General features: G+C 64.7%; 22 protein-coding genes. 8 read left to right on the forward strand and 14 right to left on the reverse strand.

Annotated elements, in window-relative coordinates; all coding sequences use genetic code 11:
- From AB4Y77_RS15530 to AB4Y77_RS15540, 3 genes are all read right to left on the reverse strand, one after another.
- Positions 1-1187: DUF222 domain-containing protein (locus AB4Y77_RS15530; protein WP_442014547.1), on the reverse strand; the 1187-nt coding region annotated here is incomplete at its 3' end.
- 206 nt (positions 1188-1393) lie between these two features.
- Positions 1394-2260, reverse strand: a complete 867-nt coding sequence (locus tag AB4Y77_RS15535) for a class II glutamine amidotransferase (RefSeq protein ID WP_442014548.1) — start codon at positions 2258-2260, stop codon at positions 1394-1396.
- Between the two features lie 20 nt (positions 2261-2280).
- Positions 2281-3681: a glutamate decarboxylase gene (locus AB4Y77_RS15540; RefSeq protein WP_442014549.1), complete on the reverse strand. Its 1401-nt coding sequence runs from the start codon at positions 3679-3681 to the stop codon at positions 2281-2283.
- A 189-nt stretch (positions 3682-3870) separates the two neighbouring features.
- Between AB4Y77_RS15540 and AB4Y77_RS15545 the strand changes: the two genes are divergently transcribed.
- Positions 3871-4071, forward strand: coding sequence for a hypothetical protein (locus AB4Y77_RS15545; RefSeq protein ID WP_442014550.1), 201 nt, complete (start codon positions 3871-3873; stop codon positions 4069-4071).
- On the opposite strand, the gene AB4Y77_RS15550 is transcribed toward AB4Y77_RS15545, so the two are convergent.
- Both AB4Y77_RS15550 and AB4Y77_RS15555 read right to left on the reverse strand, forming a co-directional pair.
- Positions 4040-5899, reverse strand: coding sequence for a glycoside hydrolase family 15 protein (locus AB4Y77_RS15550; RefSeq protein WP_442014551.1), 1860 nt, complete (start codon positions 5897-5899; stop codon positions 4040-4042). The genes AB4Y77_RS15545 and AB4Y77_RS15550 overlap by 32 nt on opposite strands.
- Positions 5900-5909: 10 nt before the next feature.
- Positions 5910-6575, reverse strand: a complete 666-nt coding sequence (locus AB4Y77_RS15555; RefSeq protein ID WP_442014552.1) for a TetR/AcrR family transcriptional regulator — start codon at positions 6573-6575, stop codon at positions 5910-5912.
- A gap of 138 nt (positions 6576-6713) precedes the next feature.
- Here AB4Y77_RS15555 and AB4Y77_RS15560 point away from each other — a divergent pair, with 138 nt between their 5' ends.
- On the forward strand, positions 6714-7769 hold the full coding sequence (locus AB4Y77_RS15560; protein WP_311211893.1) for an NAD(P)-dependent alcohol dehydrogenase: 1056 nt from the start codon (positions 6714-6716) through the stop codon (positions 7767-7769).
- A 61-nt stretch (positions 7770-7830) separates the two neighbouring features.
- On the opposite strand, the gene AB4Y77_RS15565 is transcribed toward AB4Y77_RS15560, so the two are convergent.
- Both AB4Y77_RS15565 and AB4Y77_RS15570 read right to left on the reverse strand, forming a co-directional pair.
- Positions 7831-8703, reverse strand: coding sequence for an EamA family transporter (locus tag AB4Y77_RS15565; RefSeq protein ID WP_442014658.1), 873 nt, complete (start codon positions 8701-8703; stop codon positions 7831-7833).
- Between the two features lie 50 nt (positions 8704-8753).
- A complete protein-coding gene (locus AB4Y77_RS15570) occupies positions 8754-9377 on the reverse strand; it encodes a helix-turn-helix domain-containing protein (protein WP_442014553.1) in 624 nt (207 codons plus the stop codon).
- Positions 9378-9537: 160 nt separating this feature from the next.
- Here AB4Y77_RS15570 and AB4Y77_RS15575 point away from each other — a divergent pair, with 160 nt between their 5' ends.
- Together AB4Y77_RS15575 and AB4Y77_RS15580 are read left to right on the forward strand one after the other, a co-directional pair.
- Complete coding sequence (locus AB4Y77_RS15575) at positions 9538-10434, forward strand: SDR family oxidoreductase (protein WP_311211896.1); 897 nt, start codon at positions 9538-9540, stop codon at positions 10432-10434.
- Positions 10435-10554: 120 nt separating this feature from the next.
- Positions 10555-10785 (forward strand): DUF6458 family protein, encoded by a 231-nt coding sequence (locus tag AB4Y77_RS15580; RefSeq protein ID WP_310207608.1) that lies wholly within the window; start codon positions 10555-10557, stop codon positions 10783-10785.
- Positions 10786-10878: 93 nt separating this feature from the next.
- On the opposite strand, the gene AB4Y77_RS15585 is transcribed toward AB4Y77_RS15580, so the two are convergent.
- Together AB4Y77_RS15585 and AB4Y77_RS15590 are read right to left on the reverse strand one after the other, a co-directional pair.
- Positions 10879-11781, reverse strand: coding sequence for a carbon-nitrogen hydrolase family protein (locus AB4Y77_RS15585; protein WP_442014554.1), 903 nt, complete (start codon positions 11779-11781; stop codon positions 10879-10881).
- A complete protein-coding gene (locus AB4Y77_RS15590) occupies positions 11782-13347 on the reverse strand; it encodes an APC family permease (RefSeq protein WP_442014555.1) in 1566 nt (521 codons plus the stop codon).
- 133 nt (positions 13348-13480) lie between these two features.
- Here AB4Y77_RS15590 and AB4Y77_RS15595 point away from each other — a divergent pair, with 133 nt between their 5' ends.
- From AB4Y77_RS15595 to AB4Y77_RS15610, 4 genes are all read left to right on the forward strand, one after another.
- Positions 13481-14119 carry a TetR family transcriptional regulator C-terminal domain-containing protein gene (locus AB4Y77_RS15595; protein ID WP_442014556.1) on the forward strand — a complete coding sequence of 213 codons (639 nt, stop codon included), beginning with the start codon at positions 13481-13483 and terminating at the stop codon, positions 14117-14119.
- 34 nt (positions 14120-14153) lie between these two features.
- Positions 14154-14447: a hypothetical protein gene (locus AB4Y77_RS15600; RefSeq protein WP_442014557.1), complete on the forward strand. Its 294-nt coding sequence runs from the start codon at positions 14154-14156 to the stop codon at positions 14445-14447.
- Between the two features lie 137 nt (positions 14448-14584).
- Positions 14585-15151, forward strand: coding sequence for a hypothetical protein (locus tag AB4Y77_RS15605; protein ID WP_311211901.1), 567 nt, complete (start codon positions 14585-14587; stop codon positions 15149-15151).
- Complete coding sequence (locus AB4Y77_RS15610) at positions 15148-15684, forward strand: hypothetical protein (protein WP_442014558.1); 537 nt, start codon at positions 15148-15150, stop codon at positions 15682-15684. Before AB4Y77_RS15605 ends, AB4Y77_RS15610 begins: the two co-directional genes overlap by 4 nt.
- A gap of 9 nt (positions 15685-15693) precedes the next feature.
- On the opposite strand, the gene AB4Y77_RS15615 is transcribed toward AB4Y77_RS15610, so the two are convergent.
- The 5 genes from AB4Y77_RS15615 to AB4Y77_RS15635 form a co-directional block, all read right to left on the reverse strand.
- Positions 15694-16287: a histidine phosphatase family protein gene (locus tag AB4Y77_RS15615; protein WP_311211903.1), complete on the reverse strand. Its 594-nt coding sequence runs from the start codon at positions 16285-16287 to the stop codon at positions 15694-15696.
- A gap of 81 nt (positions 16288-16368) precedes the next feature.
- Positions 16369-17292: an alpha/beta fold hydrolase gene (locus tag AB4Y77_RS15620; RefSeq protein WP_442014559.1), complete on the reverse strand. Its 924-nt coding sequence runs from the start codon at positions 17290-17292 to the stop codon at positions 16369-16371.
- An 83-nt stretch (positions 17293-17375) separates the two neighbouring features.
- Positions 17376-18989 carry an amidohydrolase gene (locus AB4Y77_RS15625; protein ID WP_442014560.1) on the reverse strand — a complete coding sequence of 538 codons (1614 nt, stop codon included), beginning with the start codon at positions 18987-18989 and terminating at the stop codon, positions 17376-17378.
- A complete protein-coding gene (locus AB4Y77_RS15630) occupies positions 18986-20212 on the reverse strand; it encodes a serine hydrolase domain-containing protein (RefSeq protein ID WP_442014561.1) in 1227 nt (408 codons plus the stop codon). The genes AB4Y77_RS15625 and AB4Y77_RS15630 overlap by 4 nt, the downstream gene beginning before the upstream one ends.
- A complete protein-coding gene (locus tag AB4Y77_RS15635; protein WP_442014562.1) occupies positions 20209-21666 on the reverse strand; it encodes a purine-cytosine permease family protein in 1458 nt (485 codons plus the stop codon). Before AB4Y77_RS15635 ends, AB4Y77_RS15630 begins: the two co-directional genes overlap by 4 nt.
- Between the last annotated feature and the right edge of the window lie 51 nt (positions 21667-21717).

The following is a 21717-nucleotide window of genomic DNA, read 5'->3' on the forward strand; positions in this document are numbered from 1 at the left end:
GTGGCGAAGATTTCGAGGTGGTGCAGTCCGTGGCGGCGTCGGCGGCGCAGGAACACGCCTTGGAGTTGGCGGAGGACTTCTTCGGAAGGTTCGGGGCCGTCGTGGTCGATGAGGTCGGTCCAGCGTTTGGCCATTTTGGTGACGAAGTCGGGGTCGGTTTCGATCGCGGTGGTGGTGAGGGCGTGTTCCATCCGGCCCAGGGTGTCCTCGTCGGTGAGGTTCCGGACTTTGTCCAGGGCGGTGCTGATGATCGTCGCGGACCGGGAAGGCACCAGCGCGGAACCAACCGCGTGTGCCAGTATGTCGCGGCGGGCCGGGATCTCCTGCCCGGCGATGCCGACCCGGGGAAGGACCTCGGGGGCGAGCGCGAGCCTGCGTTTGGCTTCGCCGATGCCGATCCTTAACCGTGCCCGCAGGAACTCGGCCGCGTTCCGGTACCCGTCATCCAAAACACTGGCCGCCCCCGGAACTGCCGCGCCTGGAACCGTTGCCCCCGGATTCGTGGGGCCCGTGGCTGTTTCAGTCCAGCCCGTCCGCCATTCCGGTGCTGCCGCCGAGGACCCCGGACCGGCCTGTAGTGCTTCCGCCCGTGTCCGCTCCACAGCCTGCGCAGCAACAACCTGGACGTACTCCAAGGACCGCGAAATCTCCTCGATCCTGCCAGCGAAGTCAGCAGCCTCAACAAACCCAAACAACCGCGTTTCACCGGCGGCTATCGCTCGTAGCGCGTCCGCTGCGGCAGCACCCTCAAGTAGCGCCGCTTCCAAGGCGGGCAGGTCAGGCAACGGCGGCCCCGCGGACAGCGAGTCCCGCCCTTCCCGTGGTGCGGATTCCGGGCCCACGGACAGCGCCGCCCTTCGCGGCGCTTCTGGTACAGCTGCACCAGTTACGGGCACACTCAAAGGCAGATTCCAGAACATGGAACCCCGATCCTCGGGCGGGCCCACGGACGTCGCCGCCTCCCGCAGTGCCTCAGGCACAGAAACACCGGGAGTGGGCAACGAATCGAGTCCCGGAAGCAGCCCGGAGTTCCGGTCGGTAACCGCTTCGGCGATTGCCGGCGTCGGGCATGTGCGGGCAGCGGGGCCGGGAGGCACGTCCACAGAGAAGAACGACATGTGAGGGGGCACCTCACTGGCGCCGGACGAACCTGCCCGCCGCGCCACGATCTGCCCTATGCCATCCATAAATTAAGCTTGTCACCATGGTGTGACAGCTATAAGCCCTCATCTGCGCTATGTGGAAAACTCCCGGGAGAAGGATTGGGAAGTCGATCTCCAGGAGGTCGGAGCGATGGAGAACGAAGCCCGATGCTCGGCGGCGCAAAACGCACGACGGCGGCAGGTCGCCGTCGTGCGCTGTTCGCCTGTGGCGCGGACTGCCGAAGTTGCGGTCAGGGCTGCTGTGATGCAGCCGCGGCAGGTTCGAGGTCGGCGAGGGTGAGCAGCTGGGCCGGGGGATCCGGAAAAGATGCCGTAGACGTCAGCGCCAAATCCGGCCCAACATGGATCAATTCGCCGGATTCCATAGGGCGCCAGCCTGGGTTGTGATCCATCGGTTCGGTGGCGAAGAGGACGTGCGGATGCCGGGAAAGCTCGGTGCTGCGAGAGCGGATCCGCCTGCTCCGGGCGTCCAGTGGTGCCTCCGGATCCGGCGCGACGGGGTCCCGTTCCAGTACGTAGAGTTCGTGGGTGTCCGGATATCTGAGGGCCCACATATCCGTTGCCGTGGTGAGGATGAAATTGAGGCTGAAGACAGGCACCTCGCGGGCGATCCACGTGATGGCTTCCGTGATGCCGACCCCCAGGTCACCCCCGGCGCGGCGGGTTTCCGCGGTAATCAGCGCAAACAGGCGTTCGCTGTCCGATTGTCCCCGCACCAGGTCCATGACACCGAGTTCTGTGAGCCGCTGATCGAGGTGATCGAGCCCATGGAGGACGCCGTTGTGCGCGAACAGTCGACCGTCTTGCTCGAATGGATGCGTGTTGACCATGGTGAGTGCGCCAGTACTGGCGTACCGCACGTGGGCCAGGAAGGTGGTGCTTTTGAGGTCCCGAGCTTCACGGGCGAAGGCGTGATCTTCCCAGGCAGCCAGCGGCTGCTTGGCCACGTGGGCCTTGCCGGCCGCATCGAAGGTGCCGATGCCGGCGCCGTCGGGCTCACGCTGACTTTGCACGGAGAGGCTGTCCGGGGCGTCCAGCAACCAGAACGTGGCGCGGACCGGCCTCGGCCCGGCATGAAGCCCGAAGAGTCGGCACATATCCAACCTCCTTTCCGGAGTCAGTGGTGGAAGCCCTCTGCCTGCTTATCCGAGGGCATGGGGGCAGTGAGGCTGTCGAGGTAGTCCACTTCCTTCTTGAGATCGGCGATGAAACTGGAGGCGAGGTCCCGGGTGAAACCGTTGCGGACCACGATTCTCTGGACGGTGACCTCACTCAAGCCATCTGGCAGGGGATAGGCAGGAACCAGCCATCCGCTCATTCTGAGCCGTTCCGAGAGGTGGTGAAGGTTCCAGTGTTCCGTGTGGCCATCGCTGAGCTGCCACGCGAACACGGGGATGTCTGACCCATCGCTCCACAGGGTAAACGCGTCCATCGCTCCGATCTCGCTGGAAAGGTAGAGGGCTACATCGCGGGACGTGGCTTGGACGGACCTGTAACCGGCAAAGCCGAGGCGAAGGAAGAGGTAGTACTGCAGCAACACCTGCGCGCCGGGGCGGGAGAAGTTCAAGGCGAAGGTGGGCATGTCCCCACCCAGATAGCTGACGTGGAAGATCAGGTCCTCGGGGAGCGCCGCAGCGTCCCTCCATACCACCCAGCCGAGGCCGGGGTACACGAGCCCGTACTTGTGGCCGGAGGTGTTGATCGAGGCCACGCGGGGAAGCCGGAAGTCCCACACCGTTTCCGGCTGCAGGAAAGGGGCCACCATGGCCCCGGACGCACCGTCAACATGGATGGGGATGTCCAGGCCCCGGCGTGCCTGGATGTCGTCCAAAGCTTCCGAGATCAACTCCACGGGTTCGTACATGCCCGTGTAGGTCACGCCCAGGATGGCGACGACGCCGATGGTGTTCTCGTCCACATACTGGTCCAGGTCATGGCCGTCCAGCGTGGGGTGCTCGGCTGACACGGGCACGAAACGGGGCTCCACATCCCAGTAGTTGCAGAATTTCTCCCAGCACACCTGCACCGCGGAGCTGAGGATGAGGTTGGGCTTCTCCGTGGACTTGCCAGCGGTGCGCCGCTCATGTTGCCAACGCCGCTTCAATGCCAGCCCGCCCAGCATGCAGGCTTCGGAGGACCCGATGGTGGACGTGCCGATGCTTTTCCCGGGGTCGGGCGCGTGCCAGAGGTCCGCGAGCATCCGCCAACACCTGGTCTCGATGAGTGCCGTCTGGGGGTATTCGTCCTTGTCGATCATGTTCTTGTCGAACGTTTCGGCGTAGAGGGCGGAAGCTTCCTTCTCCATCCATGTCCCCACGAACGTGGCCAGGTTCAGCCGCGAATTGCCGTCCAGCATCGCTTCGTCGTGGACAACCTGGTACGCGGTTGCCGGCAGCGACTCGGACTCCGGCAGGGTGAAGCGGGGAAAGATGGTGGATTCTCCCGGACGGCTGAACAAAGGATTAAGTTCGACGGCGGTGTCCGGTTCATGCTGTGACGCTCGGTGGGATCTGCTCACGCGGCAACTCCTTGGGATCGTCCGCTCGCGGCGGGGGCAACCTGTCCTCGGCTCACGCTACCGGGGACGGGCCTGCAACCCAAGGTTTCCCGGCAGGAGCCGAGAATTCCCGACGGCGGGAAATCGCCAGCCGGCCCCACGCCGCGAATTTAGCTATCGCAAAAGCCCGGGTGATGGGACGATTTCCTTATGGGCGAACAAGAGAATGACCAGCCCGCTGCGCGCTCAGACGCAGCGATTGAGGACAGGGGCGACCCCACCACCCAGCAGTTGAGGACCGTTGGCCAGCGGCGGCGTGAGGCCGAACGCAAGTTGGATAACCACCTGGAGGAAGCCAGCCACAAAGGTGAACCGCCGGCTAACGCAGGCGAGGGTCATTCCGAAGGGTAGAGCCGCTGGAATGCCCCGGATGTTTCGGGTGCCCCAGCGGGGTGTCGCTCTTGTGCGCCTCTCCCTGATGCAGTTGCAACGCGCTGTGAATGAGGGGGAAATGGCTGAAGGCCTGGGGAGTGTTGCCTAGCTGCCGTTGGGCGCGGGGGTCCCATTCTTCGCTCAGCAGACCCACGTCATTGCGCAGGGTGAGAAGCCGCTCAAAGAGTTCGGTTGCCTCGGTGGAGCGGCCGATGCCCAGCAGCGCATCCACCAGCCAGAACGAACAGGCAAGGAAAACTCCTTCGTCCCCGGGCAAGCCGTCGTGCCCGGACTGGGTTCTGTAGCGGAGGACCAAGCCGTCATCCGTGAGTCCCTTTTGGATGGCCTCAACCGTCCCCGCCACGCGTGGATGCCTGTGCGGGAGGAAGCCGACGCGGGGAATGAGGAGCAAGCTCGCGTCCAGCTCCTTGCTTCCGTAAGACTGGACGAAGGTGTTGAGTTCCTCGTCGAACCCCTTGGTCATGACATCATTGTGGATTTCGCTGCGGAGTGCTGCCCAGCGGTCGTGTGGGCCCGGTAGCCCGGAGGTCCGGACACCTTTGACCATGCGGTCCGCGGCCACCCATGCCATGACCTTGGAATGGGTGAAATGCTGCCTGGGTCCGCGCATTTCCCAGAGACCGTTGTCCGGCTGGTCCCATGCTCCTTCGAGGTACTCCATCAGGGCCACCTGGATGTCCCAGGAATTGTCTACGGTGCCGTCGTCGAAGGCCGCCCGGGTCAAGGAAAGGCCGTCCAGGACCTCGCCCCACACGTCCAGTTGCAGCTGCGGGGCTGCGGCATTGCCGGTGCGGACGGGCAGGGACCCTTCGTAACCGGAAAGCCAAGGGATATCTGCCTCGGGGAGTCTCCGCGCGCCGTCGAGCCCGTACACAATCTGAAGCTCCGACGGGTCGCCGGCGATGGCGCGCAGCAGCCAGTCCCGCCACGCGGACGCCTCCTCCGTGTACCCTGCGGCGAGGAGTGATTGCAGGGTCAGGGTAGCGTCGCGCAACCAGCAGTAACGGTAGTCCCAGTTCCTGGGGCCGCCGATCTGTTCGGGCAGGGACGTGGTTGCCGCCGCCACGATGCCGCCGGTGGGCGCATAAGTCAGTGCCTTGAGGGTAATGAGGGACCGCTCCACAGGCTCTTTGTACTTTCCGGCCATTTCGCTGCGGCCGATCCACTCCAGCCAGAACGACTCGGTGACGGTGAGGGCGCGGAAGGGGTCGATCCGTCGGGGTTCCCGCTCATGGCTCGGCGCCCAGCGCAGCACAAACGGGACCTTGTCGCCTGCGCGGACCGTGAATTCGCTGTACGTGCGCTTGTCCCGCCCCTCGAGCGGGGCGTGGGTGGTGAGGTAAGCCGAGTCGGGACCCGCTACCGCGCTGATGCCGTGTTTGCTGTGCCGGACCCACGGAACCACGCGGCCGTAGTCGAAGCGCAGGACAAGCTCCATCTGCATGGTCACCTCGCCGGAGATGCCCTCCACGATCCGCACCAGGTCCACGGCGTCGTCCCGGACCGGCATGAAGTCGATCACCCGGACAGCGCCTCCGTCCACTTCCCATTCGGTCTCCAGGATGAGGGTGTCCTCGCGGTAACGGCGTCGTGTGCAGTTGCCGCCGTCGGGCGTGCCGGCGGGCGCTAAAAGCCAGCGGCCGGCGTCGGGGGTGTGCAGCAGTGACGCGAAGCAGGCGGGGGAGTCGAACCGTGGCAGGCACATCCAGTCAATGGACCCGCTCCGCCCTACCAAGGCAGCGGTGTTCAGGTCCCCGATGATCGCGTAGTCCTCAATCCTGGCCATGGATCAGATCCTAGTCCGCGTCTCCCGCCAGACGGCTCAGGCCGTCCAGAATGAGGTCCAGGCCGAACTGGAATTCGTCGCCAAAGTCGTAGCCGGGTTTAAGGACATGCTCGACGGCGATCTCCACCATGCGGGGATACTCGCCGGTGGAGAAGCGCTCCACGATGGGGCTTGTGATCTCGGCTGCGGTGCCCCGCCCTTCGAACGGGAGGGCCGCTTCCTGCACGGCAAAGCCGTAGATGTAGCTGTCCAACAGGGCGTAGGCGTGGGCAGTAAGCTGCACGGAGAATCCTGCAGTTCTCAGCGTTGCGAGCGTAGCTTCGTGATGGCGGAGGGTTGCCGGACCAGGCGCGGACCGGCTCTCCAGCAACCCGACTGCCCAGGGGTGGCGCCTGAGTGCCGAACGCACCCGGTGGGCCCTCAATTCCATCTCCTCGCGCCAGTCCCCTTCGGGTGCCGGCAGCTCGATTTCGCTGAACACCATGTCCACGATGCCGTCCAGGATCTCGTCCTTGTTGGCCACGTAGTAGTAGAGGGACATGGGTTTGGTTCCCATGCTGTGGGCGAGGGTGCGGATGGTCAGGGCGTCGATCCCGGACTCGTCGGCGAGCGTGACGGCGCATTCAAGGACCCGCTCCCGGCTCAGCGGGGGTCGCTGCGATGCTGCGGTGGGCACGGAAACTCCTCGACTCGTTGCTCGGCTCTAGCGGTTTAGTACAGTGTACGGTAATCTCATTAGTACAGCGTACGAAACCCGCCGAAAGTCCTGCTGCATCACGCAGCCCCCACCGCACAAGTAGTGAAAGGTCCGGCCGTGACCACTGGTCAGCAAGCCAAGGAATCCCGTCGCCACAAGGATCGGGCGTTGCCGGGTCCCACCATGCGGGCCATCGTGCAAGAGGGCTACGGTTCTGCCGCCGACGTCCTCCATGAGGCCCAAGTCCCGCGTCCTGTCATCGCGGAGAATGAAGTGCTGGTGAAGGTCCAAGCGGCCGGGCTGGATCGCGGGACGTGGCACATAGCCACCGGCCTGCCCTATGCACTGCGGCCGGTCTATGGATTTAAGGGGCCAAGGAAGCCCGTCCCCGGGCTGGACCTCGCGGGAACCGTTGAAGCGGTGGGGGCGAAGGTGACCCGCTTCGCGGTGGGTGACCACGTGTTCGGCTCGGGCAGGGGAACGTTTGCCGAGTATGCCGCTGCCCGCGATAACCAGTTGGCCCACAAGCCGGCGAACATCACCTTCGAGCAGGCCGCCGTGGTGCCGGTGTCCGCGTGCACGGCCCTGATTTCCCTGCGTGCGGGTGGTATCGATCCCAGCCAGGATCAGCCGGCGCAAGGGCTCAAGGTCCTGGTCACCGGAGCTTCGGGCGGCGTGGGCAGTTACGTGGTGCAATTCGCCAAAGCCGCAGGTGCTGAGGTCACCGGAGTGGCCAGCGCTGCGAAGGTGGAAATGGTGAGGGCCCTCGGTGCCGACCACGTGATCGACTACACCACCCAGGATTTCCTCGATGGCACTGAGCAGTACGACGTCATCATCGACATCGCGGGCAACCCCTCGGTTTCACGGTTACGCCGGTCACTGACCCCGACCGGGACTGCCGTGATAACCGGTGGTGAGGAGGGCGGCACGTGGACAGGGAGCATGGACAGGCAACTCCGTGCCGTAGCCGTTTCGCCCTTCATCCGGCAGCGCCTCACCATGATCGTGGGAACCCAAAACGCTCCGGACCTTGAGTACCTCGCCGGACTCCTCGAGACAGGAACCATCACTCCCGTCATCGACCGGACGTATCCGCTGGCCCAGGTCCCGGACGCCATGCGCTATTTCGACGCCGGCAAGGTCCGCGGCAAGGTCGCCATCACCCTCTAGCCCCGGGTGAGCGCAAGGCAAAAGCAGGGAACGCACGACGGCGGGAGGTCGCCGTCGTGCGTCAGGCCTCTTTGCCGGGGCCGTTGGCGGATAAGGGCTCAGGCGTGGGTCCCATGGTGGTGGGCTCGGCCAGGGGAGGCGGTTTCCTGTCGCCCCCGCGCTGGGAGGCGGCGCCGGCAACCACAACCAGGGCGATCCCGATGAACTGGACGATCGTCGGTTGCTGGTGCAGCACCAGCAGTCCCAGGAGAACGGCGAATGCGGGCTCCAGCGACATCAGCGTGCCGAAAGCCGTGGACGTCATCCGGCGCAGGGCTTTCAACTCCAACACGAACGGCAGGACCGGCATCAGGATGGCTACGCCCAGGGCGCCTGCCAGGATGCCCCAGTTGAGGTGCCCGACAGCCTGGGGAATACCGACGACGGCGGCCGTCACGGCGGCGATGGGAACCGTCAGCGAGAGCGCCCCGATGCCGGTGAAACGGTCGCCGATCAGTTGCGTCAGCAGGATATAGGCACCCCACCCGGCGGCGGCGATGGCCGCGAACATGATTCCCAGGAGGTCGACGCGGCCATGCCAGGGTTCGGTCAACAGAACGACCCCCAGCAGCGCCAGGACCGGCCATGCCAAGGCGCGACGGTTGTGGCTGCGGATCGCCGCCACCGTCAGTGGGCCAAGGAATTCGATGGCGACCGTGGTGCCCAGCGGGATGCGCTCCACGGCGGCGAGGAACATGATGGTCATGAGCCCGGTAGCGATGCCGAGCCCCAGCAGCGGCAGGATATCCGGCCGACGAACCGATCGCAGGGGTGGGCGGGCGATGGCAAGGAAGATGATGGTGCCCAGGCTGAGCCGCAACCACGCTGTTCCAGCCGCACCTACCTCCGCTATGAGCCCCACCGACAGGGCGGAGCTGAGCTGTACCGAAAGCATGGCTGCAACGGCAAGGCCCCAGGGCGGAATGGGGCCACCTTTGCGGGTGCTCACTGGTCGATTCCCATGTCGCTGGCATCCGTGTCCTGCCGGTGCCCTGATCCCACGCCAGGCTCAAAAACAGCAAGGATGAATCTGGCCGGTGCTGCGCCAAGGTTGGCGTAGGAGTGGGCAATATCGCCCGGAAAAGTCAAGGCATCGCCACCTTCGAGGGTAACTGACTGCTCCCCTGCATTGACCGTCACCGTGCCTGCTTGAACCTGCAGGAGTTCCTTGGTGCCAGCGGTGTGGGCCTCGCTGGCGTGGCTGTCTCCGGGGCCCAATGTCCAGTCCCAGAGTTCCACTACGTCAGGGGATTCGGTCCCGGCCATCAGGATTCCCTGGCCGCCCTGTTCGCTGCTCCACAGTGTTGCGCCTTCGCCGCTGCGGGTGATCTTGACGGGCTTGGGGCGCGGGGACTCCACCAGGGCAGGGAGCCCGACTCCCAGGGCGTCGCTGATCCGCAACAGAGTTCCGATGCTGGGGTTCGCTGCCCCTTGCTCCACGTTGACGATCATCCGGCGGCTCACGCCTGCAGCCTCCGCCAGTTGGTCGAGGGTCCATCCGCGGGCTTGGCGTTCCTGCTTGACCCGGGCGCCGATGGCCAGGGAGAGAGTGGTGGTGCTGTGATCCATAAGTGCATCATACTGCACTTTCAGTGCACTTCTTCTGCTTGCGGGGCGGGAGGAGGCCAATGCCGCCCACAGTGACCCGAGGCGGGGCGAGCTGGGGACTGGCCGCCATCCCACGCTCGTGCTACCACTGACCCTAGGAACAAAACCCAAAGGAGAAACCGTGGCCGAAGACCTTCCTGTCCTTGTTATTGGTGCCACGGGATTCCTTGGTGGCCAAGTGGTGGATGAACTTCTCAAGCGCGGCAAGAAAGTCCGAGCCTTGGTGAGGCCCAAGTCCAACCCCGCCAAGGTCGAGGCCAAAGGAGTTGAGATCGTCCGCGGAGACATGTTGGACGCCGCCTCCTTGATCGCCGCGATGACCGGTGTTTCCGCGGTTGTCTCAACAGCCGCCGGCTATACGCGCAACGACAAGAACGCCCAGGCGATCGACACCTTTGGCAACAGCAACCTGGCCATCGCCGCCAAGTATGCCGGCGTGCCCCGCTTCGTGTTGATCAGCATTGTCACCAGCGACCAAACACCTCAGATCCCGCATTTTTGGAACAAGAAGCTGGCTGAGGACAAGTTCCGGGAGCTCGGCGTTCCCTTTGTGGCCATCCGCCCGGGTGCTTTCTTTGACCAGGCGGTGGGGATGGGCGGCGACCCCTTCGCGAAAGGCCGGTTTGTGTGGCTCGGCTCCAAAGACGCCAGGCTCACTTTCGTCCTGGCCAGCGACGTCGCGCGGTACCTCGCGGAAGCCGTTGACGCGGACATTGTCGACGGGGAGCACATCGATGTTGGCTGGAGCCGCCCCGTCAGCATTCAGGACGCCGCGGACATCGCCGGACAACGGGCCGGCAGGCAGATCAAGGTGATGTCCATTCCCGCCGGCGCCATCGCCGGGCTCGGCAAGGTGACCTCGAAAGTCCTTCCGTTGGTAGGCGACATGGCCAGCATGGTGGCGTGGTTCGAGACTGGAAAGTATGTTGCAGATACCACTCGCCAGGAGCAGGTGTTCGGGCCCGCGCCGACTCCCGAGGACGCCATCGCCCGGGTGGCCGCACGCTACGGTCACTGACGCACGGCCCGCCGGAGGGCTTCGCGTGGCTGGTGGGAGCACTAGTTCATAAGTATGCTGACTGTATAGATTCGGCCGACGATCCCTGACCACGCGCCGAACGGACACGAGGAGCACGTTATGAGAATTGGTTCTTCCATTGCCCTGATTGCCATTGGCGCTATTTTGGCCTTCGCGCTCGCACCCGGACTCATCCCCTTCCTGGACCAAGTCCTGGTGGGTTACATCCTCATGGTGGTCGGTGTCATCGGCCTCATCATCTCCATCGCCATGTCCAACAGGACCCGCCGGACGGTCGTAGAGCGCCGCACTGCCCCTGAAACAGTTGTCGAACGGCGGCCAGAGGTGTAGCAGCCGCTGCCAACGGAAGAAGCGCACGACGGCGAGTGGTCGCCGTCGTGCGCTTTCTTTCGTTAAGGGCTGCTTGCGTCAGGGAGCCGCGGCTTAGGCGGACGCAACCCCGCTCTGTTGCCCTGCTTTGCTGGTGTCGCTCCACGCCGGTGACTCGAAATGCGCACCGCCGAACATCGGGAAAGACAACAGGCCTTCCTGGTCCCGGAGTTGGGCCCAGGGGCGGTTGATGCCGTGGGTTCCATACCGGCGGAGCTGGGTGACGCGGTCCAGGTCCAGCACGGCGAACAGAATCTCTTCGCCGCCTTGGGCGTACTGCATGATGGTGCCCTCCGGGTCCACGATGACGCTCTCGCCCACGCCGGCCGGGGATGCTCCGTTGACGTTCACCACGAAGACCTGGTTGGCGAAGGCGTTGGCCTGGGACATGACGATTTCCATGGCCCGGTCCCGTGTAGTGGTGAGGGTTGGCTGGATGATGACCTCGGCACCCAACCAGGCCAACTGCCGTGCAACTTCGGGGAAGCTGCCGTCGAAGCAGATCGCGAGGCCGATGCGTCCGCAGCCCGGGATGTCGAACGTGACAAAGGAGTCGCCTGGCGTGGTGGTCTCGAACGGGCGCCAGGGGAACAGCTTCCGGTAGCGAGCCACGATCTCGCCCTGCGGGGACACCGCTATGGCGGTGTTATAGGTGTTTCCGTTCTCCGTTTCCAGCAGTGAGCCGGGCACGAGCCACACGTTAAGCCTGCGGGCCAAGGCGGAAATGCGGTCCGTGAGAGGGCTGGGGATGGGCGCGGCGGAACGGGTCTCGCCCTCTGGATCCGGGAGCAGGAACTCGCCTGGCGCGGAAAGCAGCAGTTCCGGAACCACGATGACGTCCACGTCGGGGCCGAGCTTCTTGGCGGACTCGGCCTGTGCTTCGAATCGGGCCCACGTGGCCTCGAGGTTGTGCGGGACGGGGTTGGTCTGGATTGCTGCGATGGACAGGATGCGCATTTATGCCTCGGTTTCGGTGCTGGGAGTTTCGGTGCTGAGAATTGATGGAAGTTGGTGGCGGGCAGTGACGTTTCCGCGGGGGATGGATTCGCCCGAAAAGAAGCGGTGCAGCCTGGTCCGCAGAATCGCCGTCACCATCAAGCCCAAGGACAGTGCGCCGATCCCGATCCAGAACACCGATCCGATGCCAAGCCATGACAGGCCCGCGTACTCAGGGGACAGCATGTCCACGGCGCTGTACGCGAACGCTCCGATCATCAGGAGTGCTCCGAGGCCAGGGAGGATGCCCTTCAGGATCAGGGCGGAGGCGGAGGTGCGCATTAGCGGGGCGAAGTACACCACCGAGGCCAAAGCTGTGGCCGCATAGTATGCAGCGATCATCAGGCCCACCGAGAGGATGGCCAGCCCGATGAAATCGGCGCTGATGGCCGTCAGTCCCAACGTAATGGCCATGGTGATGGCCGCCCACCACGCGATGGAGGTGGTGGGAGTTCCCCGCTTGGCGTGCATCGTTGTGGTCGCCTTGGGGAGCGCACCATAGCTGCCCATGCTCAGCCATGTCCGTGGCGTGCTGACGGCTACTGTCATGAGGGCTGCCAACGCGGACAGCCCCACTGCGAGGACGATGACCTGGCCAAACACGTCTCCTGTAGCCTGCGGACCGAGGACCGAGAGGACATCGGAGACGGTTTCGGGATCGGTGATGCTCGCAGTTCCTGCAAATCCGACGGCGGCGGTGGCTGTCACGACGTAAGAGAACAGCAGGATGAGGGTAGTGATGACAACCGCCTTGCCCGGTGTTCCTTTGCGGTCGGTGGTCTCTTCGTTCACGGCGATCAACGCATCCCAGCCCCAGTAAATGAAAAGGCACAGGATGACGCCGGATACGAGCCCGGACATGTCGCCGGATGCAAACGGGTTGAACCACTCCAGGCTCGGCTGCCCGGCTCCTTCCGGGGCATTGCCTGACGCCATCGCGGTGAAGGCCGCGACGCAGAATCCGCCGAGTGCCACCAACTGGAGGCCAATCAGCGCGTACTGGACCCAGGCGGAGAGTTCGATTCCCCTCGCGGCGATCCATGCGCTCAGGACGATCAGCCCGCAGGCAATGGCAGCTACGGCAAGGGGTTCTGCGGCGATTGATGCCAAACCAAAGAAGGTGAGCAGATAGGTGGTGGCGACTTGAGCCACGGCGGCGCCGGCTATGAAGGTGGCCATCTGCGGCACCCAGCCGCCAAGGAACCAGCCGGCGGCCGGCCCGAAGACGCGGGTGATCCAGACGAAGACGCCGCCGCAATCGGGCATCTCCCGGTTGAGGTCCCTGAAGGCGAGGGCTGTGAAAAGGATAGGCACGAATCCCAGCAGGAAGGCGGCCGGGGTGCTCTCTCCTACGGCGAGAACCACGAAGCCCAGCGTCACGGCCAAGCTGTAGGCGGGGGCGACGGCGGCCAGGCCCAGGGCAACGGTGGGACCGATGCCGATGGACCCGGCTTTGAGGCCTTTGGAGCTTGGATCCTTGGGGGTTGGTTCTTGGATGGCTATGGGTGGGGTTGGGGGGAATGACATGGAAGACTCCTCGTTGAATCAGTTGGTCGTATCTGGGATCAGTAATTTGAATCACATTCAAATTTGAATGCCATTCAATACCCGTCTAGAGTCAATGTCAACAGGAATCTTCACGAGCTCACGGGGAGCACGAGTGGCCAAGGTAGACAAGAAGGAAATCCGGCGCCAGGAAATCGTGGCTGCTGCCCAGGCTGTAGCTGCGCGCGACGGCGCCGAGGGGGCCACCCTGCGCGCCATCGCCGCCGAAGCCGGCATGGCCGCGAACGCTGTGCTTTACTACTTCGGCAGCCATGCCGAGATCGTCGCTGCTGCTGTGCGGGCTTCCTCCGGCAGGTTTCTTGAGAAACTCGCCGAGTCCGTTGACCCGGACATGAGCCCGACGGCGCGGCTCGCCGCCATCATGAGCGCGGGAACAACTGCCGGGCTGGACGACGACGTCTCCCGGATCCTTTACGAATACTGGCCCCATATGCTCCGTGACCCCGAGCAGCGGCGCATCCAGGACGAGCTCACCAGCGCCCAGGAACGGATCTACCGCGACATCATCGACGCCGGAACCCGCTCCGGCGAGTTCTCTCCCGTTCTGGACCCGGCCAAGATCGCCCGGACCCTGGTTGCACAGGAAGATGGGCTTGTGATGGATGTGCTGGCCGGGAGTGCCAGCAGCGAGTACGTGCTGGATCTGATGGGGAGCCTCGCGGACGCCCTCCTCGGCCTGGAAACCGGGAGCCTGATGGAGCGCATGGGCGCACGGTCAGCACCTGCCACGTAACGGCCAACGCTGCTTTCGGCGTTAGGCTGCTGCCATGGAGAAGTCATTCGATATTGAGCTGGTCAATCAGAACGAGTACTTGGTGCGCTGGGCCTCGGAGGGCCAAAGCGGGGAGTCCTTGGTCCACACCAACCCGGAGTTCCTTGCCGAGGCTGGCTTGGGCGGCTTCGACGAGCAGCTCGTTGTTGAAGAGACCACCACCTACCTGGCCGAGCACCAGCCGGTGATTGACTTCCCCCAAACAGTGGACCTCGAAGAGATCGCCGCCGCCTATCCGGAGTACACGGAGCAGATGAAGGTGCGGCTCGACGCCAAGCGGGGCCTATGACAAGTGACCTGAAGCCTCTATCCTCATGACATGGGCGTTTGGGGAGCGTATTCCTTGCCGGGCTCCCGCTTTTCGGGGCGGGACCGGGCCTTCCTGCGGGAAGACGCAGCGAAATCGTCGGGACGGCCGGGTGGCCCATGAACCCAGAAGACAATCTCAGGCACCCGGACAATTACGCAGCCTTCATCGAGAGGATGGACGACGCCGCAGCCCGGCTCAACACCCGGCTCCGTTCCGTCATTAAGGCACTCGCTGCGGTCTCGTTGCTCGTGGAGAAGTACCAGGCGGCATCCCTGAAATGGGAGCAACGCCGAACCAGGGTGGCGCTGGAACTCGACCGCTGGACGGGCGGGCCGGAGACCTATGCCGCTCTGGGCGAACTCCACGATACCGCTGTGAAAATGGTGGCACTCCACCACTCACAGACAGCGCGCATCACCGCGAAGTTGCACCTGCTGCAAGACCATCGCGATGCCATCCAAAAGTCATTGGGTGAGCTGGAGGCCGGCAGGGCCCGGCTGGTGGCGTCCCGTGCAGTGTCGCAAGATCGACACAACCTGAAGAGCGCCCTCTATGAACTTGCCGGTGCAAACGGCGCCGGAGCAGCAACCCCGGACCATGGTTTGCTCAGCGATTTGAGGCAAGCCCGCGAGGCGGTCGTCATGGCCGAGGCGCTCATGGAAGTGAAGGGATCCCGACCATGAAAGATTCATCGCAACCACGATCTCCCAAGGACGCTGTCACAGTGGTTCATTGGGAAAGGAAGCCGGGTGACGAGCCAGTCATCAAATTCATGATCTTCAGCGTGCTGGGGGTGCTCTTGGGGCTGGTTCTCATGGTTTTCTTGCCGGCGTTCAGAAGCATCGGAGCCCTCGCCCTGTTCACAGTGGTCTTCGCGGCTCTTCTCACCATTCCTGTTATCGCAGCTCAGCGGACCTTCATGCGGGGAGTCGCCAAGAGGGTCAATGACACCATCGATGAGGTGACGGGCAGCTCCCGCCACGGGCTTTCACCGAAGCAACTCAACAGGCTCATCAAGAGCGGCGAATCGTGGCCGCTCATGGTCAGCGGCGTGCCAGGGCTGCGGCTGCAGGTTCAGCGCGTCCTTGCACGTGATGAAGGGGCTCCGGAGAAGTGGCGCGCAGTGATCACGGCAGTCCCTCCCCGGAATGGAATGTCCAGCTTCGACCGCTTGCTGGAAGCCGCGGTGAGCTCCAGATGCGGGAACCGCACGTAGCCGGTGAAATCAGGCGTCGACGTCGGCGGTGACGCGCTCGCCGTTGAAGTACTCCAGCTGCCAGCCATCGGTGACGTGGTGGTGGGCCAGGTTGAGCACCGCGTTCTGCACGCTGTCCAAGGTGCGTCCAATGGCCCGGCTGAGCGTCAACCGGATCAATGTGCCGTGCGCGACCACCAGGACGCGCTTGCCGGCGAATTCTTGGGCAAGCTCTTCCAACGCTGCGATGCCGCGGTCGGCGGCAGCTTCGTCGCTTTCGCCGCCGCGGAATCCGCCCGGGATGCGCAGGGCCTCCAACTCCGGGCCGGCCTGCAAGCCTTCAGCGGGTCCAAAGCTGCGCTCCGTGAGCTCAGGAACCAGCCGGGCAACCTTTAGGCCGAGGCCTTCGGCGATGATCTCCGCAGTTTCGGCGGCGCGGCCCAACGGCGAGGACACCACTGCGTCCCATGGCTGGTCCGACAGGAACGCGACGGCCTCGCGCGCTTGGCCGCGGCCGACGTCGTTAAGCGGAATATCGGTGGATCCTTGCAACCGGCGCTCCGCATTCCAGTCGGTCTGGCCATGGCGGACGAGGGCGAAAGTTGTGAGGGTCATGCCTTCCATTGTGCCCTGCGGGCCTGCCGGACCGCAGTTCCGTACGTCACGTAAGGAAGCGCCCGACGGCGGGAGGTCGCCGTCGGGCGTTCAGCGTTGCCGCAGTTCGTCCAGCAGGTGCTGAACGACCGTGGGCTGTTCGACGATGGCGAAGTGACCGCAGTTCGGCACCGTCACGGTCCGGACATGCGGCCCGGCGGTGGCCAGCTGATCAAGATCGGACGGGGGAGTGAACGCGTCGCTGTCTCCGCGGATTGCCAGGACAGGACACCTGATGCCGTGCCACTGGGCAACGTCGTACTGCGCCACGGCCCTCGTTGCTGCGCAGAACGCCCGTGGGCGGGCGTCGCGCCCCAACCCGCGGATGACGTCCGCCGGAATGGCCGCAGGGTCAGCGAAGAGGGGTGACAGCAACAGCCGCATCACCGGCGTCTTCCCCACCCAGCGGATCAGGGTTTTGCCCAGCTGTCCCAGCACTGCCATGGAGCGCATGAGGAGGAGCATCCCCATGAACCACGGCAGCGTCGCGAGCCCCCGCCACGGATGCCGGACAGCGTGGGCAACGCCGAAAGCCGTGGGCGATATCGCCGCAACGCTGCGTGTCCGTTCGGGCCACGCCGCAGCCAGATGCAGGGCAATGACGCCACCCATGGAATGGCCCACCAGGTTCCAGGCGCGGTAACCGAGGCTGTCCAAAACCTCGACGACGGCACCGGCCATCGCCTCTACGGTGGCGGACTCCAGCCGCGCATTTTCGGTGGAGTCACCCCAGCCGGGCAGGTCGACCAGGACGCGGTCGCGTTCGGGTGCGTCAGATAACAAGGGCTGGAAGGTTGTCCACGATCCCGCGGCGCCGTGGAGGTAGACGTCGGCGGTTTTGCCGTGGGCTTCCGCGCCTTTTTGGAGCTGGACAGCCTTGAGAAGACGCACGCTGCAGGGGCCCAGATCCGTGCCAACCACTATGCGACGCAGCGAGGTGCTGCCCACTGTGCACGATTCCTGCTGAACTGCCATGGTGACCCGCTGCTCCTACCTCAATGACACTGACACTGACACTGATTCGGAGCAGCGGGCCTTCTGGATCGGCGCGGGGGTGGTTACGCCTTTGGGTACACGGTGCGTCCGCCCACCACTGTCCGCAGGACGTTGGCGTCCAGAAGCGCTCGCGGGGCGTCTGCTGTGAAGACGTCGGTGTCCAGGACCACGAAGTCTGCGTACAGTCCGGCAGCCAGGCGGCCGATGTCGTTCTCTGCTCCGCAGGTCCACGCCGAATCACGCGTGGCGTGCTCGATCGACTCCGCCAGGGGCAAGGCGAACTCAGGGACGTTGGTGCCCGCTGAGGGATCCAAGGCCGAGGCCCGCGTGGTGGCCACGTACATGTTCGGCAACGGTGCGTGCGGGGAGGTGGGCGAGTCCGTACCAAAAGCCAGCCGGGCGCCGGCGGCCGTGATCCAGGGCCACGGGAAGCCGCGTTCCACTCGGTCATCGCCCAGCTTGGCGCACCAGTTCTCGCTGATGGCGGGATCAGCGTGGACCGGCTGCATGCTGGCCGTGATCCCCAACGCGGCGAGGCGATCGACGTCGGCCCTGTCCACCAACTCCAGGTGCTCAATGCGGTGGCGGCGTTCGCGGGGGCCGTTCTCCGCCACGGCGTGTTCCACGGCGCCGATGGCGATCCGTACCGATTCGTCGCCGATCGCGTGCATGGCAACTTTCAAACCGGCAGCATCGGCCGCGGCGACCACTGGCGCGAGCTCCGCAAGGCTCCAGATCGGCTCCGCATTCGAACCATCGGCGTACGGCATTCCGAGGGTGGCAGTGCAGCCATCGATGGTGCCGTCGATGATCACTTTGATGCCCACGACGCGCAAGAAGGGAGATTCGTGCTCGACGGCGAGTGCGGCCGCCCGCTGGACCTGGGCGATGTTTTCCTCCGCCGATCCAGCATTGTTCACCCTCCAGTAGGCGATGAGCCGGCTGGTCAGGGTGCCGTCTTTGTCGGCCCGTTTGAAGGCCTCAAGGTCGGTCTCGTTGAAGCCCATGTCGCAGGCAGTAGTCACTCCCGTTTCGCGGTAGGCCTGCTGGACTGCGGCGATGCTGGCCTCGTGCTCGTTTTCACTGACCTGGGCGTCGAGGTAGGGGAGCACGATGTCGTAGAAGGCGTTCTCGTCGATGTAGCCGGTGGCATGCCCGTGGGAATCGCGCTTGATGGTGCCGCCGTGCGGGTTCTCCGTGTGGCCGTCGATGCCGAGTTCGGCCAGCGCTGCGGTGTTCACCCACACGGAGTGGAAGTCGTAGGCGAAGGCGTACACGGGCTTGCCTGGAACTGCGGCGTCCAGCATCGCGGCATCCGGCACGCCGCCCGGAATGGCACCGTGCAGCCAGCCGGTGGCCAGGACCCGGTCAGCATCCGGGCGTTCGGTGGCCCTTGCCTGGATGCGGTGCTGGATCTCCTCCACGGATTTGGCTCCCCACAGACTCACTTGGCCGAGGGCTTCTCCAGTACCGACGACGTGCGCGTGGCCGTCCACGAACCCCGGGACCACCAAACGGCCTCCCAGGTCAATTCTTTCGGCGTCGGGCTGGAGCCGTTCGGCGGTAACGGCGTCGCCGACGTACAGGATGCGCTCGCCCTGGACGAGGATGGCCTCGGCCCAGCGGCGGGTGTCGGAGGTGAAGATGCGGGCGTTGGAGTAGAGCTGGGTGGTCACGCTGCGTTGTCCTTGCTTTCGGGTGCTGTTTCTTGCGCGGCGGCTGCTTCTGCGGCAATCCGGCCGTCCATGGACCGGCTGACGTCCAGCAGCAACTGGTTTTGGAGTCGGTGAAGGTGCTCACTTTCCGGTTCCGGCCATGTGGACAGTTTCACGATCACGGTATCGGTGGCGGGGTCTATCCAGAGGTACTGGCCGTAGATGCCGATGCCGGTGACATTGCCTCTCTCGTTGCCCGTGCACCACCACTGACGGGTGTAGGAGCTGTGCGGGTGGATGGCGGTGAAAGAGGAGTCTGCCATGGCTTCACGGTTCCCGCCTTTGAGGATGCTCCCCACCCACTCCGGGGAAACCACCCTGCCAAGGGGACCTTTGCCGTCGTCGAGCATTAACTGCCCCACCCTGGCGAGGTCCCGGGCGGTGCAGGAGACCCCGCCGTTCGCGAAGCCGAACCCGGCGGGATCCACGGTGATGGTGGCATCCCTGTCGGCGTCCAGTTTGGACCACAGATACGTGGACAGGGCCTCGGAGTAGCGCAGCCCGGTGACTTGCTCGATGATCCAGGCCAGGACATCGGTGTTGGCCGAGCAGTACTGGAATTCGGACACTGTGCCGTTGCCGGTGAGCGTGGTCAGGAACGCGTAGGTATCCTGGGGATCTTCGGGGCGGCGGGTGCGCCACCCTGCCGAGCGGTCATGGGTCTGAACCTCGGAGGCTGGATCCACGTAGTCCTCGCTGTAATTCAGGTGGATGGCCATGTCCAACACGTGCTGGATGGTGGGACCGTCGTAGGCGGAGCCGGCGAGCTCTGGAACGTAGTCCACCACGCGGGCGGAGGGGACAATCTCTCCCGAATCGATCAAGGCCCCCACCACCAAGCCACACATGGACTTGGAAACACTCATCACCAGGTGCAGGTCATCCGGCGCGAAGCCTGGGCGGTAGTACTCTCCGATGACCTCGTTGCGGTGCAGGACCAGGAAGGCATCGGTATAGGTCTCTTCGAGCCGTTGCTTCAGCCCCGGGATCCCCAGGCCGCTCAAGCTGTCAGCGGCTGTGTCGGGTTGGTCCTGGAGGCGGCGGGAAACTGCCGCCGTCGGGACTATCTCGCCAAGATGCGCGAACGTCCAACGGTTGTGCGGTCCTTCCTGCCAGGTGTCCAGCGTTGGCTGGCCGATGGCGCCGGGATAGCGGGAAGGGTGGTGGCCGGTGGGGGCGGTCATGCGTGCGCTCCTTGGATGACGGATGGTGTGGTGGCAATGCGGCGTAGGGCGGGGTTAAAGGCGACGTACACGCAGGCGGTGACGATCATGGAAACGGGGACGGAGAGATCCAGGAAGCCCATGGCTGCCGAGATTGGTCCGGTCCACACGGCGTTGGTGAGGAAGAGTGAGGCCACGGCGGCGCCGAGGACCACCGCCAGCAAGCCGGGGATGTGCCAGCCGCGGCTGTACCAGAACGGGCTGCCCGGTTTCTCATCGAAGAGGTCATCGCCGTTATAGCGACTGCGGCGAAGGATGACGTCCACGGCGAAGATGGTCATGGTGGGACCGGAGATCAGGACCAGCAGTTGCAGCATCAGGTTGACGGCGTCCAGGAGGCTGGTGGACATGACGAGGTAGATGGTCAGTGCTGTGCCGATCGCCCCCACCACGATGGCCGACGGGATGCGCCGGATCGGAACGCCGATGGACTGGAACGCCATGCTGGCGGTGTAGGTGGTCATGCCGTTGAGCGAGATCGTGTTGATGATGACCCCCACCACGAAGATCGGTCCCAGCCAGGCAGGCAGCAGGGCCAGGAGTGCCGACTCGATGCCGAGGTCCATGGCTGCTGAGCTGATGCCGGTAGCCAGCAACGCGCCCACAGCCGTGAAGAATATGCAGGGCAACGCTCCGCCTAAGGCCGTGGCCGCGATGATGTGTGAGCGTTTGGTGGTCTCCGGGAGGTAGCGGGCAAGGTCCGGGCTGTTGGTGTAGGACAGCGGAGTGGAGGCCAGGATGGCGATGCCGATGGTCACCGCTGACCACAGCGGTGCACCTTCCAAGGGCGCCGGGGCCGTATAGTCCCATTGCACGTTCGGCAGGACGAACGCCGTGACCAGCAGGAAGATGGCCAGCAAAACGGAGGCCACTACGGGGTAGCTGCGGAGGATCAGGCTGTGGCCGAATACCGCCACCAGGACGGTAATCGCGGCAACGACGACGGTGACGGTCACCGGGCCGGCAACGGGATCCGTGAAGCCAAGCTGTGCCAGGAGTTCAGCTCCCATGAAGGAGGACGCGAGCCAGTTCAGGGCCAGGAAGACGGCGGAAATGAACCAGCCGAAGAAGGCGACGACCACCCTGTTGCCGCGGATCCCGTAGATGGCGCGGGTGATGACGGAGCCGGACGTTCCCGCGGCCGGGCCGCTGGTAGCCACGATCCCGGTGAGGATCCATGGGAGGCTGCCGGCGACGATGACCAGGAGGGCCTGCCACAGCTCCAGGCCGAGCAGGATCAGCGAGGCGCCCACGGTGAAATTCAGGACGCTGACGTTGGGGGCGGCCCACACGGGGAAGAGATCGCGGGCGCGGCCGTGGCGTTCCGAGGCTTCGATGAGTTCGATCCCGCGGGTTTCGGGATGGGCAAGGGGTTCCGGGTAACTGACCGGATCGGTGATGTGGGGCTGGGACAACGCTGTTCCTCTCGGGCAAGGTCCGGCTCACGACGATGGGATACCGGGCCA

The sequence above is a fragment of the Paenarthrobacter sp. YAF11_1 genome, from assembly GCF_052113445.1.
Taxonomy (GTDB): domain Bacteria; phylum Actinomycetota; class Actinomycetes; order Actinomycetales; family Micrococcaceae; genus Arthrobacter.